Genomic DNA, 12,801 nt, shown 5'->3' with positions numbered 1-12,801 from the left:
CTCAGCCCGCCCGCGAGATCACGAGATTGCCGAAGCCATCGACCTCGGCAACGAGGCCCGGATCGACGAAGATCGTCGTGTCCGCCTGCTCAAGCAGGGCTGGACCTGCGACCCGCGCACCGACGGCGAGCGACAGGCGCTCGTAGATGCCGGCCTCGTGCCAGGCCCCTTCCGCATAGACCCGCCGCGTGCCGGTGCGGCATTCGGCGGCCGGCTTGCCGCCCTGCGGGGCAAACAGGGCCATGTCGAGCTGCGGCCGGCGGCCGATTACCGCGATCCGGTAGTTCATCACCCGCATCGGGATGCCGTCGAGCAGCCGGCCGAAGGCGCTGCGATAGGCGGCCTCGAAGGCCTCGCGGATGGCATCCGCGGTGACGTCGTCCTCGCCGATCTCCAGCGGCACGCCGACCGTGTGGGTCTGGCCGAGATAGAGCATGTCGAGCTCGACCAGGCGGTCGATGGCGGAGAAGCCGACGCCGGCGCTGCCGAGCACGGCGCGGGTCTCCTCGGCATCGCGCAGGATGGCGCGGCCGAGCTCTGCGGCGTCGAGCTCGGAGAGCAGCCGGTTCACCGTCTGCACCCGGTCGTGCCGCATGTCGGCGACGACGCAGCCGAGCGCCGAGGTGACACCGGGGAAGCGCGGCACCAGCGCCGAGGCAAGGCCGACTTCCTTGATCAAGGCGCCGGTATGCAGCGCGCCGCCGCCGCCGAAGGGCATGGCGGCGAATTTCGCCGGGTCATGGCCCTTCTCGATGGAGACGAGGCGGATGGCGCCGGCCATCTTGGCATTGGCGAGCTTGAGGATCGCCTCCGCGGCCTGCTCGACGGAAAGGCCGAGCGGGGTCGCGATATGGCTGTCGATGGCCGCGCGGGCGGCCTCGATGTCGAGCCGGTCGAGCTTGCCGCCGATGGGGCGGTCCGGGTTGATGCGCCCGAGCACCACATTGGCATCGGTGACGGTGGGCCGGGTGTTGCCGAGGCCGTAAGCCACGGGACCGGGGTCGGAGCCGGCCGATTCCGGACCCACCTGCAGCAGCCCGCCCTTGTCGACGGCGGCGATGGAGCCGCCGCCCGCGCCGATGGTGGTGATCTCGATCATCGGCGTGCGCACCACCATGCCGAAGTCGATGGCGGTCTGGGCGGCCAGCGCCGCCTCGCCGCCGGCGACCAGCGACACGTCGAAGGAGGTGCCGCCCATGTCGCAGGTGATGATGTTGTCGAAGCCGGCGGCGCTGGCGATGCGCGTTGCCGCGATCACGCCGGCGGCCGGGCCGGACAGGGCAGTGCGCACCGGGTAGCGCTTGGCGGTGTCGATGGACATGACGCCGCCGTTCGACTGGACGATCAGGATATCCCCGGCAAAGCCCTCGGCCGTCAGCCCGGTTTCCAGCCGGTCGAGATAGGACGAGACGACGGGCTGCAGATAGGCGTTGAGGGTCGCCGTCGACAGGCGTTCGAACTCGCGGATCTCGGGCAGGATCTCGGTCGCGGCGGTGACATAGGGGTTCGGCCAGACCGAGCGCACCGCCTCCACGGCGCGGCGCTCGTTGTCGTTGTTGGCATAGCCGTTGATGAAGAAGACGCAGACCGCATCGCAGCCGGCGTCGGCCAGCGCCTTCGCCTGCGCCGTTACTTCCGCCTCGTCGACCGCGCGCAGCACCGAGCCGTCGGCGAGCACGCGCTCAGTGACCTCGACCCGGTCGGTGCGCGCGACGACGGGGGTGAAGGCGCCCTTCAGGCCCCAGGTCGTCGGCCGGTCGCGGCGGCGCATTTCCAGCACGTCGCGAAAGCCTTCCGTGGTGATGATGCCGGTGCGCGCGCCCTTGCGCTCCAGCAGCGCGTTGGTGCCGACCGTGGTGCCGTGCACGACGGTGCGGATCTCGCCGAAGTCGGCAACGCGCGAGGCGATGCCCTCGATGAAGCCCTTCGACTGGTCGCCGCGGGTGGAGGGGACCTTCGCCGTGGTGATGCGCCCGTTCGCCTCGTCGAGGATGAAGACGTCGGTAAAGGTGCCGCCGACATCGACGCCGATGACAAATGCAGATCCGCTCATTCGGCGGCCTCCCGGGAACGAAGGGACTGGGTGCGGGCGGCATCGATGCTGCCGTCCTCATTCAGCGCGACGCGGTAATCCGCCTGCGCGCTGTCGCGGGTCACATAGCCTTGCGCCACATCGCGGGCGACGGCCTGCGGATCGCGGGCGCTTGGCGCGCCGTAGCCGCCGCCGCCGGGCGTTTCCAGCCGCAGCCGCTGGCCGCGGGCGATGCGGATGCCGACCATCTTGGAGGCCATCGGCGGCTCGTGCCATCCGTCGACCTGCTCGAAGGAGAAGCGGTTGAGGGCGGCCGGGCCGCCGCCGACGACGCCGGGAGGGGCATGGCGCCCGCGTTCGCCGAACAGGAAGACGTCGGCGTTTTCCTCCAGCAGCTCGATCTCGTAGGTCGCGCCGAGGCCGCCGCGCGTCTCACCGGGACCGGCCGAGTCCGGCCTGAGCGCCCACTGGGTGAAGCGCACCGGATAGGCCGCCTCCAGGATTTCCAGCGGCGGGATCGTCGCGGTGGAGATCGGCGCGTTGCCGTGGTTGAGCCCGTCGCCCCCGGCATGGGCGCCGTGGCCGCCGCCGAAGAAGGAGAACATCACCCAGCGGCGGCCGTCCTTGCGATGGCCGGCCAGCGACAGGGCGTTGATCGTGCCATAGGCGCAGGCCATGGCCGGCTCCGGCGCGATCTTCGCCACCGCCTGGAACACCACGTCGATCAGCCGCAGGATGGTCTCGGTGTAGCCGCCGACGGGTTTGGGCGCGCGCACCGCCAGCAGCGAGCCGTCGTCGATGCGGAACTCCACCGGCTCCAGCACGCCGGCATTGGCCGGCACCTCGCCGAAGATGTGCTTCAGCGCGACGTAGCAGGCGGCGATGGCGGTGGAGCGCGAGATGTTGACCGGCCCCGCGCAAGCGGGCGAGGAGCGCGAGAAGTCCATCACCATGCGGTCGCCGTCGATGGTCAGGTCGAGGGCGATCTTCAGCGGCGTGTCGACAATGCCGTCATTGTCCAGCCAGTCCTCGGCCGAGACGGTGCCCTGCGGCAGCTCGGCGATCTGGGCGCGCATCATCCGCGCCGCGCGCGCCTTCAGCTCGATGAGGCAGGTGGCGACGGTGGCATCGCCGTAGTCGTCGAGCAGCGCGTGCATGCGCTTTTCGCCGAGCTCCAGCGCGTTGATCTGGCCGTTGAGGTCGCCGTATAGCGACAGTGGCAGGCGCGAGTTGGCGGACAGGATGTCCACCACGTCCTGGCGGAACTCGCCGCGGTCGTAGAGCTTCACCGGCGGGATCAGCATGCCTTCCTGGAAGCATTCGGTCGCGGCCGGGTTGTAGTTGCCCGGCACATTGCCGCCGACATCGTGCCAGTGGCCGACCGAGGCGAGGAAGCAGAACAGCTTGCCGTTCCGGAACACCGGCTTGACCAGCCGGAAGTCGGACAGGTGCGTTCCGCCGTCGTAAGGGTCGTTGAAGATCCACACGTCGCCCTCGTGGACGCCGCCGGCCTTCGCCGCCTTGTCGATCACCGCCTTCACGGCGAAGGCCATGACGCCGACGAAGATCGGCAGGCCCGACTTGCCCTGCACCAGGGTTTCGCCGGTCGTGGCATCGTAGATGCCGTGCGAGGCGTCATGAGCCTCGGCGATGATCGGGTTGAAGGCGGAGCGGAACAGCGTCGCGTCCATCTCGTCGGCGATCTGTTCCAGGCGACCCTTGAGGATCGCCAGCGTGACGGTATCGATCGCCATCAGGCGGCTCCCGTGTCGTAGCGCTCGCCGGTCTTCAGCATCTCGGGCGTGCCGATGACGCCGTTGAGGCCGGCGAAGTCGAACATGCGGTTGCGGAACGCCTCGTTGGAGCCGTTCGCGACCAGGTTCCCGTAATAGTCGCGCGCGGTGGCGGCCAGCGCGCGGACGATCCCGCCGGGGAAGATGCAGAAGCTGAAGCCCAGCTCCTCCAGCCCGGCGGCGTTGACGATGGGGGTCTTGCCGCCCTCCACCATGTTGGCCATCAGCGGCACCCGTCCGCCGAAGCGGGCATGGATGGCGCGGATCTCCTCCAGCGAGCGCGGTGCCTCCACGAAGAGCATGTCGGCGCCGGCCTCCAGATAGGCCTCGGCGCGGTCGAGCGCAGCCTCGAAGCCTTCCACCGCGATGGCGTCGGTGCGGGCGATGATCAGCGTGCCGTCGCCGGCCCTTGCATCGCATGCGGCGCGGATCTTGCCGGCCATCTCGCCGGCCGGGATCAGCGACTTGCCGTTCAGGTGGCCGCAGCGCTTGGGGCTCGTCTGGTCCTCCAGCTGCAGGGCGTTGGCGCCCATACGCTCGAAGACGCGCACCGTGCGCTGGACGTTCAGCGCATTGCCGAAGCCGGTGTCCGCATCGACGACGATGGGAAGCGCCACCCGGTCGCGGATCACGGCGATGGTGTCGGCGACCTCGCTCATCGAGACGAGGCCGATATCCGGCCGGCCGAAGCGGGTATAAGCGATGGAGGCGCCCGACAGATACACGGTCTCCGCGCCGCTCTGCTCGGCGATCAGGGCCGTGAGCGCGTCGTAGACGCCGGGCGCAAGCAGGATGCGCGGTCCGGCGAGTCGCTGCTTCAGGTCGGGCAGCGGCGGGGTTGCGGGCGTTTCCAGGCTCATCGGCCTTGCTCCTTCTGGCGCTCTTGCGCAAAGCGCTTCTTCAGATGCGGCACCAGCCCGCCATCGGCGAGCAGGGCCTTGAGATTGTCGGGCAGCGGATCGAGGGGGAGGGCAGGCTTTTCGCCCGCGCGCTCCAGCCGACCGGTGTCGAGATCGAGGGTGACGCGCTCGCCATCCGCAAGATCGGCAAGGCTTGGCGCGGTGAGCACCGGCAGGCCGAGATTGATCGCGTTGCGGTAGAAGATGCCGGCGAAGGACAGGGCGACGACGCCGGCAACGCCGAGATGCTTCAGCGCCTCGGCCGCCTGCTCGCGCGAGGAGCCCATGCCGAAGTTCTTGCCCGCAACCACCACGTCGCCGGAGGCGACGCTTCCGGCGAAGTCCGGCCGCACGCCCTCCAGGCAATGGGCGGCAAGGGCCGCGATCCCGCCCTTCATGTACTGGCCCGGTGCCAGCTGGTCGGTGTCGATGTCGTCGCCGAACAGGAAGACGCGCCCGCTCATGCCGTGCCTCCCGCGCCCTCGGTCAGCATCGGGCGCGGATCGGTGATCCGGCCTGCGACGGCGGAGGCCGCCACGGTCAGCGGCGAGCCGAGCCACACCTTGGAGCTTGCCGCGCCCATGCGGCCCTTGAAGTTGCGGGCCGTCGACGAGATGCAGGTGACGTCCTCGCCGAGCCGGGCGCTGCCATAGCCCGCGCAGATGCCGCAGGCGTTCGGCAGCAGCTTCGCGCCGGCGTCCTCCAGCACGGCCATGATGCCGTCGCGGGCGGCGCGGTCCTGGTCGCGGCGCGAGGCCGGGGCGACCAGCAGCTCGACACCGGAGGCGACGCGCCGGCCTTTCAGGATGCGCGCGGCATTGGCAAGGTCCTGATACTTGGCGCCGGTGCAGGCGCCGAGATACGCCACATCCACCTTGGTCTGCGGGGCGTCGTCCACCGGGCCGCTGTTGGCGGGCGAGTGGGGGGCTGCGACCTGCGGGGCGAGTTCGCCGGCCGCAAAGACGTGATGCTCCATCAGCGGCGCGCCGGGATCGGTGCGAAGGCCCCGCCAGTCGCCCCAGCCGGCCGGGTCGCTGCCGGCCTCTCGCAGGAAGGCGGCCGTCACCTCGTCCGGGGCGATCAGCCCGGCCTGTCCGCCCAGCTCCGCCGCCATGTTGGAGAGCGTCATCCGCTCCTGCATGGAGAGCGCGGCGATGGCCTCGCCTGTGTATTCGACCGCCTGATACTTGCCGCCGTCCATGCCGAGCCGGCCGCATAGGGCGAGCATGATGTCCTTGGCGGTGACCCCGTCGGAAAGCCGCCCGCGCCATTCGATCAGGATGGTCTCGGGCACCTTCAGCCAGATCTCGCCGGTGGCGAGCACGCCGGCCATCTCGGTCGCGCCGACGCCGAACATGTAGGCACCGAAGGCCCCGCCCGTCGGCGAGTGGCTGTCGCCGCCGACGACCAGCATGCCGGGCGCCAGGTGCCCGCGCTCGGGCAGCACCACATGGCAGATGCCTTCGCCGTCGTGGAAGGCGACCTTGCGCTGCGCCGCCCATTGCCGGGTCAGCTCCAGGATCCGCGCGCCCTCGTCGGTGTCGCCGGGCACGAAATGGTCGGAGATCAGCACGACCTTGCTGGCGTCGAACAGGCCGACGCCGAGGTCCTGCAGGATCGGCTCGACCCGGCGCGGGCCGCCGCTGTCGTGGATCATGGCAAGGTCGACACGGGCGGTGACGATCTCGCCGGGCGCGACGCTGGCCCTGCCGGCCGCGCGCGCGACGATCTTCTGGGCGAGGGTGGTGGGGGAGGCGGTCATCAGGCAAGCCCCAGATAGGAGCGCTTCAGCTCGGGATCGTCCATCAGCTGGGCGGTCGGGCCGGACAGGCGGATCTCGCCGTTCTCCATGACGAAGGCGCGCGCGGCGATCTCCATCGACTGCAGCACGTTCTGCTCGACCAGCAGGATCGGCAGGCCGCTTTCGTTCAGCTTGCCGATCAGCGCGAACATCTCCTCCACCAGCAGCGGCGACAGGCCGATGGAGGGTTCGTCGAGGATCAAGAGGTCCGGCTCGGCCATCATGCCGCGGCCGATGGCCAGCATCTGCTGCTCGCCGCCGGACAGGGTGCCGGCCTTCTGGCCTGAACGCTCGCGCAGGCGCGGGAAGGTCTCCATTACCCGCTCCAGGTTGCGTGCCCGGTTCGCCTTGCCCCGGCGATAGGCGCCGAGCTCCAGGTTCTCGCGCACGGCGAGGTTCGGGAAGATGTGGCGGCCTTCCGGCACGTGGATCAGGCCGCGGTCGACGATGGCCTGCGGCGACAGGCCGGCGATCGGCTCCCCCTTGAAGCGGATGGTTCCGCTCCAGGCCGGCAGCAGGCCGGACAGGACCGAGGAGGTCGTGGTCTTGCCGACGCCGTTGGAGCCGAGCAGGGCGACGATCTCGCCGTCATGGATGTCCAGCGAGACGCCGCGCAGGACCTCGACCGCGCCATAGCCGGCGCGCAGGTTGTCGATCTCAAGCATGGGCGCCTCCCGCGGTCATGCGCTGGCGCGCGATGCGCTCGGCCATGCCCTTGCCGAGATAGGCCTCGATGACGAGCGGGTCGCCCACCACCTCGGCCGGCGGGCCTTGCGCGATCAGTTCTCCCTGGTTCAGCACCCAGGTGTGCTCCGACAGGCTCATCACCGCCTGCATGACATGCTCGATCAGGAGGATGGTGACGCCCTCGTCGCGGATGGCGCGGATCACCGGGATCACATCGCGGATCTCCGACGGGTTGAGCCCGGCCAGCACCTCGTCGAAGAGGATCAGCTTGGGGTCGGTGGCGAGCGCCCTTGCGACTTCCAGCCGCTTGCGCCCGGCAACGGTCAGTGCCGCCGCGTCCATGTCCAGCCGGTCGCCGAGGCCGACCTTGCGGGCGACCTCCTCGGCCTTGGCGAGTGCCGCATCGCGCGAGCGGATATGCAGGTGCGCCCCGACGGCGATGTTCTCGCGCACGCTCTGCCCGGCGAAGGGCTGGACGATCTGGAAGGTGCGGATCATGCCGCGCCGGGCGATGTCCTGCGGCGCCATGCCGGTGATGTCTTCGCCCAGGAACGAGACCGTGCCGGCATCGGGCTTGTGAAAGCCGGTGATCAGCGCGAAGAGCGTCGTCTTGCCGGCGCCGTTCGGGCCGATCAGCGAGGTGATCTTGCCCTTCGGCACGGACATCGAGATGTCCTTCGAGGCCTGCAACCCGCCGAAGCTCTTCGACACGCCCTCGACGCGGAGCATGGTATCCGACTGTGCCGTCTCAGACATTCGTCGTCTCCCGCGAGCTGCGGCGTGCCGAGAGGCGGCGCACCAGACCGGCGAGGCCGCGCGGGGCGAACAGCACCATCAGGATCAGGATCGTGCCGTAGAGCACCAGGCTGATGCCCGGCAGGTCGCCGATCAGCGCGCGCGAGGCTTCCGAGACGCCGTGCAGGGCGACGGCGCCGAGCAGCGGGCCGAACAGGGTGCCCATGCCGCCGACGATGGGCACCAGCAGGCTCTCCACCGAGATGGCGGGCCCATAGGCGATGGCCGGGTCGAGATAGAGGAAATACTGGGCGTAGAAGACGCCGGCGAGGCCGGAGAACAGGCCCGACAGCATGATCGCCCGCATCTTCACCGCGAAGGGATCGACGCCGAGGGCGCGCGCGGCGTCCTCGTTGTCGCGCACCGCCATCAGCCGCGCGCCGAAGCGGGAATGGCCGATCCACCACACGGTGAGGAAGGCGGCGAGCGCGATGGCCCAGACCAGCCAGTAATAGCCCGCCTTGGAGGCGAATTGCAGGTTGGCGGCGCTCTGCTCGAGCGGGATCAGGATGCCGACGCCGGCGCCGGTGAAGGGCACGGTGTTGGCCAGGATCCGCAGCACCTCGGCAAAGGCCAGCGTCACCAGTGCGAAATAGGACCCGCGCAGGCCGTAGCGGAACGTGGTGAAGCCGATGAAGGCGGCGACCGCCACGGCCATCGCCCCGCCGGCGACAAGGCCGATCCACGGATTGACGCCGAGCTGCACCTGCAGCACCGCGACCGTGTAGGCGCCGGTGCCGAAGAAGGCGGCATGGCCGAAGGAGAACTGGCCGCCATAGCCGCCGAGGATGTTCCATGCCTGGCCGAGCAGGGCGGCGTAGAGGGTCATCAGGATGGTGTTCTGCCAGGCCTCCGAAGTGACCACGAAGGGCACGAAGAACAGGGCGGCGAAGACGAGACCGAGAAGGGCGAGCTGGCGCATGGGTCAGACCTTGTGTCCGAGCAGGCCGGTCGGCCGGAAGACGAGGACCAGGATGAAGATCAGGAAGATGCCGATCTGGCCGAGGCTCTCGCCGAGAAAGAGGCCGCCGAGCGCTTCGACGACACCGATGATCAGCCCGCCGACCAGCGCTCCGACGAAGGAGCCCATGCCGCCGAGCACGACGATGGTGAAGGCGATCAGCACGAAGCCGTGGCCGACCTGCGGCGTCACGTAGTAGCTCGGCAGGAGCAGGCAGGCGGCAACGCCGAGGCAGCCGATGCCGAGGCCGAAGCTCATGGCAAAGACATGGTCGACATCGATGCCGACGAGTTTCGCACCCTTGCGCTCCTTGGCGAGCGCGCGGATCGCGCGGCCAAGGTCGGTGCGCGACATCAGCAGCCACAAGAGCGCGGCAGTCACCAGCGCCCCGGCGAAGGCGATCACCTTGGGCAGCGGCAGGAAGGCGCCGAGGATCTCGACCACCTCGAAGGAATAGGGCGTGTCGACGCTGCGCGTGTCGGAGCGGAAGACGAACAGCGCCAGGTTCTCGATGACGATCGACAGGCCGAGCGTGACGAGCAGGATGTTCTCGTCGCGGCCGTGGCTGGCGCGACCGATGATGCCGCGCTGCAGGGCATAGCCGAGCGCGAACATGGCCGGCGGCACGATCAGCAGCGACACGTAAGGATCGATGCCGAAGCTGCTGTGCAGGAAATAGACGGCGTAGAGACCGACCATCAGCAGCGCCCCGTGGGCGAAGTTGATGATGTGCAGCACGCCGTAGATGAGCGTCAGTCCGAGCGCGACCAGCGCGTAGAGCGCACCCGTCGTCAGCCCGTTGAGCACGGAAGGAACGATGATCGCCAGGTCCGGCATGGTCACCCGATCGCTGTGCAGGAGGGGGCCGGGCGGGAGTGTCCCCGCCCGGCAGTCATCGTCGATGGGGCGACGATTACGACTTCATCGGGAACACGGTCTGCGCCGAGGCGAACTCTTCGGGGAAGATCACCTCGATGACGCCGTTCTGGACCTGGGTGTTGACCGGCTGGGCGCCCTCGTTCTGCCCGTCGACCATCTTGGTCGGGCCGTAGGGCATGTAGGACATGTCCAGCGTCGAAGCCGCAAGGGCCGCATTCACGGCCTCCTTGTCGGTGGTGCCGGCGCGCTCCAGCGCGTCGGCATAGGCAAGCACCGCGTTGTAGGCCAGGAACACCTCGTAGGTGTAGATCAGGCCCTTGGCCTCGGCGGCGGCCTTGCGCTGCTGGGCGAGGTCCGATTTCGGGTTGAACCAGTGGTTGCAGTCCATGATCAGGTCCGCAGCCTCCGGGAACTCCTTCACGAACTGGTAGCTGGAGGCGGCGCCGCCGAGCACCGAGTAGATGCCCATCGCCTCGACGCGCTGCTGGCGCATGGTGCGGGCGAGCAGCACATACTCGTTGTAGTAGTTCGCCGGGATGATCAGGTCGGGCTTCTTCGACTTGATCTGCAGCACGATGTTGGTGAAGTCGCGGGTCGGGTTGGCATGCTTGATGACGTCGACGACCTCGATGCCCTTCTCCGGCAGGCGCTTCTGCAGCAGCTCGGCGGTGCCGGTGCCGAACAGCGACTCCTCGTGGATGATCATCGCGGTCTTGGCCGGCGCACCGGCGGCCTTGTTGATCGTGTCGAGATTGTCGACGGCGAACTGGGCGATCTTGCCGTAGCCGGGGCTGAAGCGGAACGTGTTCTTCAGGCCGCGCTGGACGATCTGGTCCGAGACGCCGACATCGACGATATGCGGCGTGTTGGTCTTGGCCGCTTCCTGCGAGGTCGCCAGCGAGATTGCCGAGGAATAGCCGGCGACGATGCCGTCGGCGCCTGCCTCGACCATCTTGGTCACTTCGGCCGCGCCGATCTCGGGCTTGCCCTGGCTGTCGGCCAGCATCGCCTCGATCTTGGCACCGCCCAGCGACTTGATGCCGCCGGCGGCGTTGATGTCGGCGATCGCCATCTGCGCGCCCTCGCGGCACTGGGTGCCGGAGAAGGCGATGAAGCCGGAAACCGGATGGATCAGGCCCAGCTTCACCGCTGCCGGCTGCGCCCGCAGGATCGCCGGAAAGCCGGTGATGCCGAGGCCGACGGCGGCCGCGCCCGTGGCAAGGAACTCGCGGCGGCGCAGGCCACCGGTCTTCTTCGTGCCTGTCTTGTTCGTTTCAGTCATTCGCAAACCTCCCACTACAGGCCGCCTCATGCGGCCGGCTGGTGACCCCGGAACCCCACTTTTGGTTATCCGCCGCCGGCCGGGACCGGCGAGGAGCTTGTCGTTGTCCAGCGCGGGCCGCTTTCGGCGCGCACCCGTCGCATGGACATCTCGAAACGGTAGAGATCCGGCCTGTAGAGGACGCGGATGTATTCGACCGGCCGTTCCATCCGATCGCGCACCACGCGGCGCACCTCGATGAGGGGCGAGCCGGCGGGAATGGACAGGACCTCGGCGACCTCGGTGTCGGCGACGGTCGCCGAGATGGTCTGCCGGGCGGAGGCGACATCGACGCCGGCGCGCTCCAGGAGGTTGAGCAGCGGCTGCGAGTTCAGCTCGTCGCGCTCGTACTGGCGACCGATGTCGGCGGGCACATAGGTGACGAGATAGGACATCGGCTCGCCCTCGAGCCGGCGCACGCGCACCGCGCGCTGAACCTCGGTGCCCGGCTCGATCTCGAGCGCGGCGGCGATTTCCTCGCTCGCCGGCGGATAGGCGAAGGACAGCACCTGCGCGGTGGTCGACTGGCCCATCAGCGAGATGTTCTCCAGCCAGCCCTCGATGGAGGAGGTGACGGCCGGTGCGGGCGGCCGGTTGACCACCCTGGTGCCGCGGCCGCGTTCGCGGATGACGAGGCCGGCATCGGCCAGCTCGTTGAGCGCGCGCTTGGCGGTGATGCGCGAGACGCCGAACTCGGTCGTCAGGTCCTGCTCGCTCGGCACCCGTTCGCCGGCGGCCAGATCGCCGCCGTAGATGCGATTGCGCAGGATCAGGAAGATCTGGTGGTAGAGCGGCACCGGGCCGTTGGGGTCGAGGGCGCTGGTCGCGGGCGCTGCCATGCTGCCCGCATCCGAGCCTGCCGCCGATCCGTTCCGGGACTTCGTCGCTGCCACCTGTGGCCCGCCTCGCGCTCTGGAGCAGCCGTCTTGTGCGGCCGTTCTTTCCGGTTGATGTGTGATAATGGTATGTCATTATATCAATATGTCAACTGGCTGCTCTTTCGCGAAACATCCTTGTTTTCGGCAGGGGCGGCGGCGGGCCAAAGACTTGGCCAGAGAACAGGGAGGAGAGGCGGATGCCGGTGGTGCGCGTGACCTTGATCGAGGGCTATCCGGCCGAGACGCGGCGGCTTCTGGGCGAGCGGCTGACCGCCGCCGTGCGCGGCACGATGGCCGCGCCGCTGGAGGGAATCACCGTGGCGATCGAGGAGGTGCGGCCCGACAACTACATGCGCGGCGGCACGTCCCGCGTGCCGGGCGCGCCGTCTCCCGACCCGCAGGCGCTGGTTCGCGGCTTCCTCGAGGCGATGGAGGCGCGCGATCTCGCCCGCGCCTCGGAATATCTCGCCGAAGGGTTCGTCATGACCTTCCCCGGCGGGGTCAGCTTTTCCCGACCCGAGGAGCTCGCCGCCTGGGCGAAGGGGCGTTACCGCTTCGTGCGCAAGAGCTATGAGGGGTTCGACACGGCGCTGGGCGTCGAGGGCGCCACGGTGTTCTGCTTCGGCACCCTGTCGGGCGAATGGCCGGACGGCACCGCCTTTTCCGGCGTGCGCTTCATCGACCGGTTCGAGGTCGAGGCGGGCAAGCTGACGCGGCAGATGGTGTGGAACGACCTAGTCACCCGAATCTGAAGT

The 12,801-nt window shown here is 69.0% G+C and carries 12 protein-coding genes; 1 reads left to right on the top strand and 11 read right to left on the bottom strand.

What is annotated here, in order from left to right; genetic code table 11:
* Window position 1: 1 nt before the first annotated feature.
* The 11 genes from H7H34_RS13575 to H7H34_RS13525 all read right to left on the bottom strand — a co-directional run bounded on the left by H7H34_RS13575 (window position 2) and on the right by H7H34_RS13525 (window position 12,007).
* The gene (locus H7H34_RS13575; protein WP_185925507.1) at window positions 2–2,053 is read right to left on the bottom strand and encodes a hydantoinase/oxoprolinase family protein; all 2,052 of its coding nucleotides are present in this window, start codon (window positions 2,051–2,053) and stop codon (window positions 2–4) included.
* Window positions 2,050–3,789, bottom strand: a complete 1,740-nt coding sequence (locus H7H34_RS13570) for a hydantoinase B/oxoprolinase family protein (RefSeq protein ID WP_209006371.1) — start codon at window positions 3,787–3,789, stop codon at window positions 2,050–2,052. Before H7H34_RS13570 ends, H7H34_RS13575 begins: the two co-directional genes overlap by 4 nt.
* Complete coding sequence (locus H7H34_RS13565) at window positions 3,786–4,685, bottom strand: isocitrate lyase/PEP mutase family protein (protein WP_185925505.1); 900 nt, start codon at window positions 4,683–4,685, stop codon at window positions 3,786–3,788. The genes H7H34_RS13570 and H7H34_RS13565 overlap by 4 nt, the downstream gene beginning before the upstream one ends.
* The gene (locus tag H7H34_RS13560; RefSeq protein WP_185925504.1) at window positions 4,682–5,188 is read right to left on the bottom strand and encodes a LeuD/DmdB family oxidoreductase small subunit; all 507 of its coding nucleotides are present in this window, start codon (window positions 5,186–5,188) and stop codon (window positions 4,682–4,684) included. Before H7H34_RS13560 ends, H7H34_RS13565 begins: the two co-directional genes overlap by 4 nt.
* Window positions 5,185–6,486 (bottom strand): 3-isopropylmalate dehydratase large subunit, encoded by a 1,302-nt coding sequence (locus H7H34_RS13555; RefSeq protein ID WP_185925503.1) that lies wholly within the window; start codon window positions 6,484–6,486, stop codon window positions 5,185–5,187. Before H7H34_RS13555 ends, H7H34_RS13560 begins: the two co-directional genes overlap by 4 nt.
* The gene (locus H7H34_RS13550) at window positions 6,486–7,190 is read right to left on the bottom strand and encodes an ABC transporter ATP-binding protein (protein WP_185925502.1); all 705 of its coding nucleotides are present in this window, start codon (window positions 7,188–7,190) and stop codon (window positions 6,486–6,488) included. Before H7H34_RS13550 ends, H7H34_RS13555 begins: the two co-directional genes overlap by 1 nt.
* Window positions 7,183–7,968 (bottom strand): ABC transporter ATP-binding protein, encoded by a 786-nt coding sequence (locus tag H7H34_RS13545; protein WP_158192831.1) that lies wholly within the window; start codon window positions 7,966–7,968, stop codon window positions 7,183–7,185. Before H7H34_RS13545 ends, H7H34_RS13550 begins: the two co-directional genes overlap by 8 nt.
* Window positions 7,961–8,929 (bottom strand): branched-chain amino acid ABC transporter permease, encoded by a 969-nt coding sequence (locus tag H7H34_RS13540; protein WP_185925501.1) that lies wholly within the window; start codon window positions 8,927–8,929, stop codon window positions 7,961–7,963. The genes H7H34_RS13545 and H7H34_RS13540 overlap by 8 nt, the downstream gene beginning before the upstream one ends.
* A 3-nt stretch (window positions 8,930–8,932) precedes the next feature.
* Window positions 8,933–9,805 carry a branched-chain amino acid ABC transporter permease gene (locus tag H7H34_RS13535; RefSeq protein WP_120267462.1) on the bottom strand — a complete coding sequence of 291 codons (873 nt, stop codon included), beginning with the start codon at window positions 9,803–9,805 and terminating at the stop codon, window positions 8,933–8,935.
* Between the two features lie 76 nt (window positions 9,806–9,881).
* Complete coding sequence (locus tag H7H34_RS13530) at window positions 9,882–11,129, bottom strand: ABC transporter substrate-binding protein (protein WP_185925500.1); 1,248 nt, start codon at window positions 11,127–11,129, stop codon at window positions 9,882–9,884.
* Window positions 11,130–11,194: 65 nt separating this feature from the next.
* Complete coding sequence (locus H7H34_RS13525; RefSeq protein ID WP_120267464.1) at window positions 11,195–12,007, bottom strand: GntR family transcriptional regulator; 813 nt, start codon at window positions 12,005–12,007, stop codon at window positions 11,195–11,197.
* Between the two features lie 236 nt (window positions 12,008–12,243).
* Here H7H34_RS13525 and H7H34_RS13520 point away from each other — a divergent pair, with 236 nt between their 5' ends.
* Complete coding sequence (locus H7H34_RS13520; protein WP_185925499.1) at window positions 12,244–12,798, top strand: tautomerase family protein; 555 nt, start codon at window positions 12,244–12,246, stop codon at window positions 12,796–12,798.
* Window positions 12,799–12,801 lie beyond the last annotated feature (3 nt).

Origin of the sequence: Stappia sp. 28M-7 (genome assembly GCF_014252955.1) — a bacterium.
In the GTDB taxonomy this organism is placed as follows: Bacteria; Pseudomonadota; Alphaproteobacteria; order Rhizobiales; family Stappiaceae; genus Stappia.
Note: the sequence above shows the minus strand (reverse complement) of the source record. Positions and strands in the feature narration are given on the sequence as shown.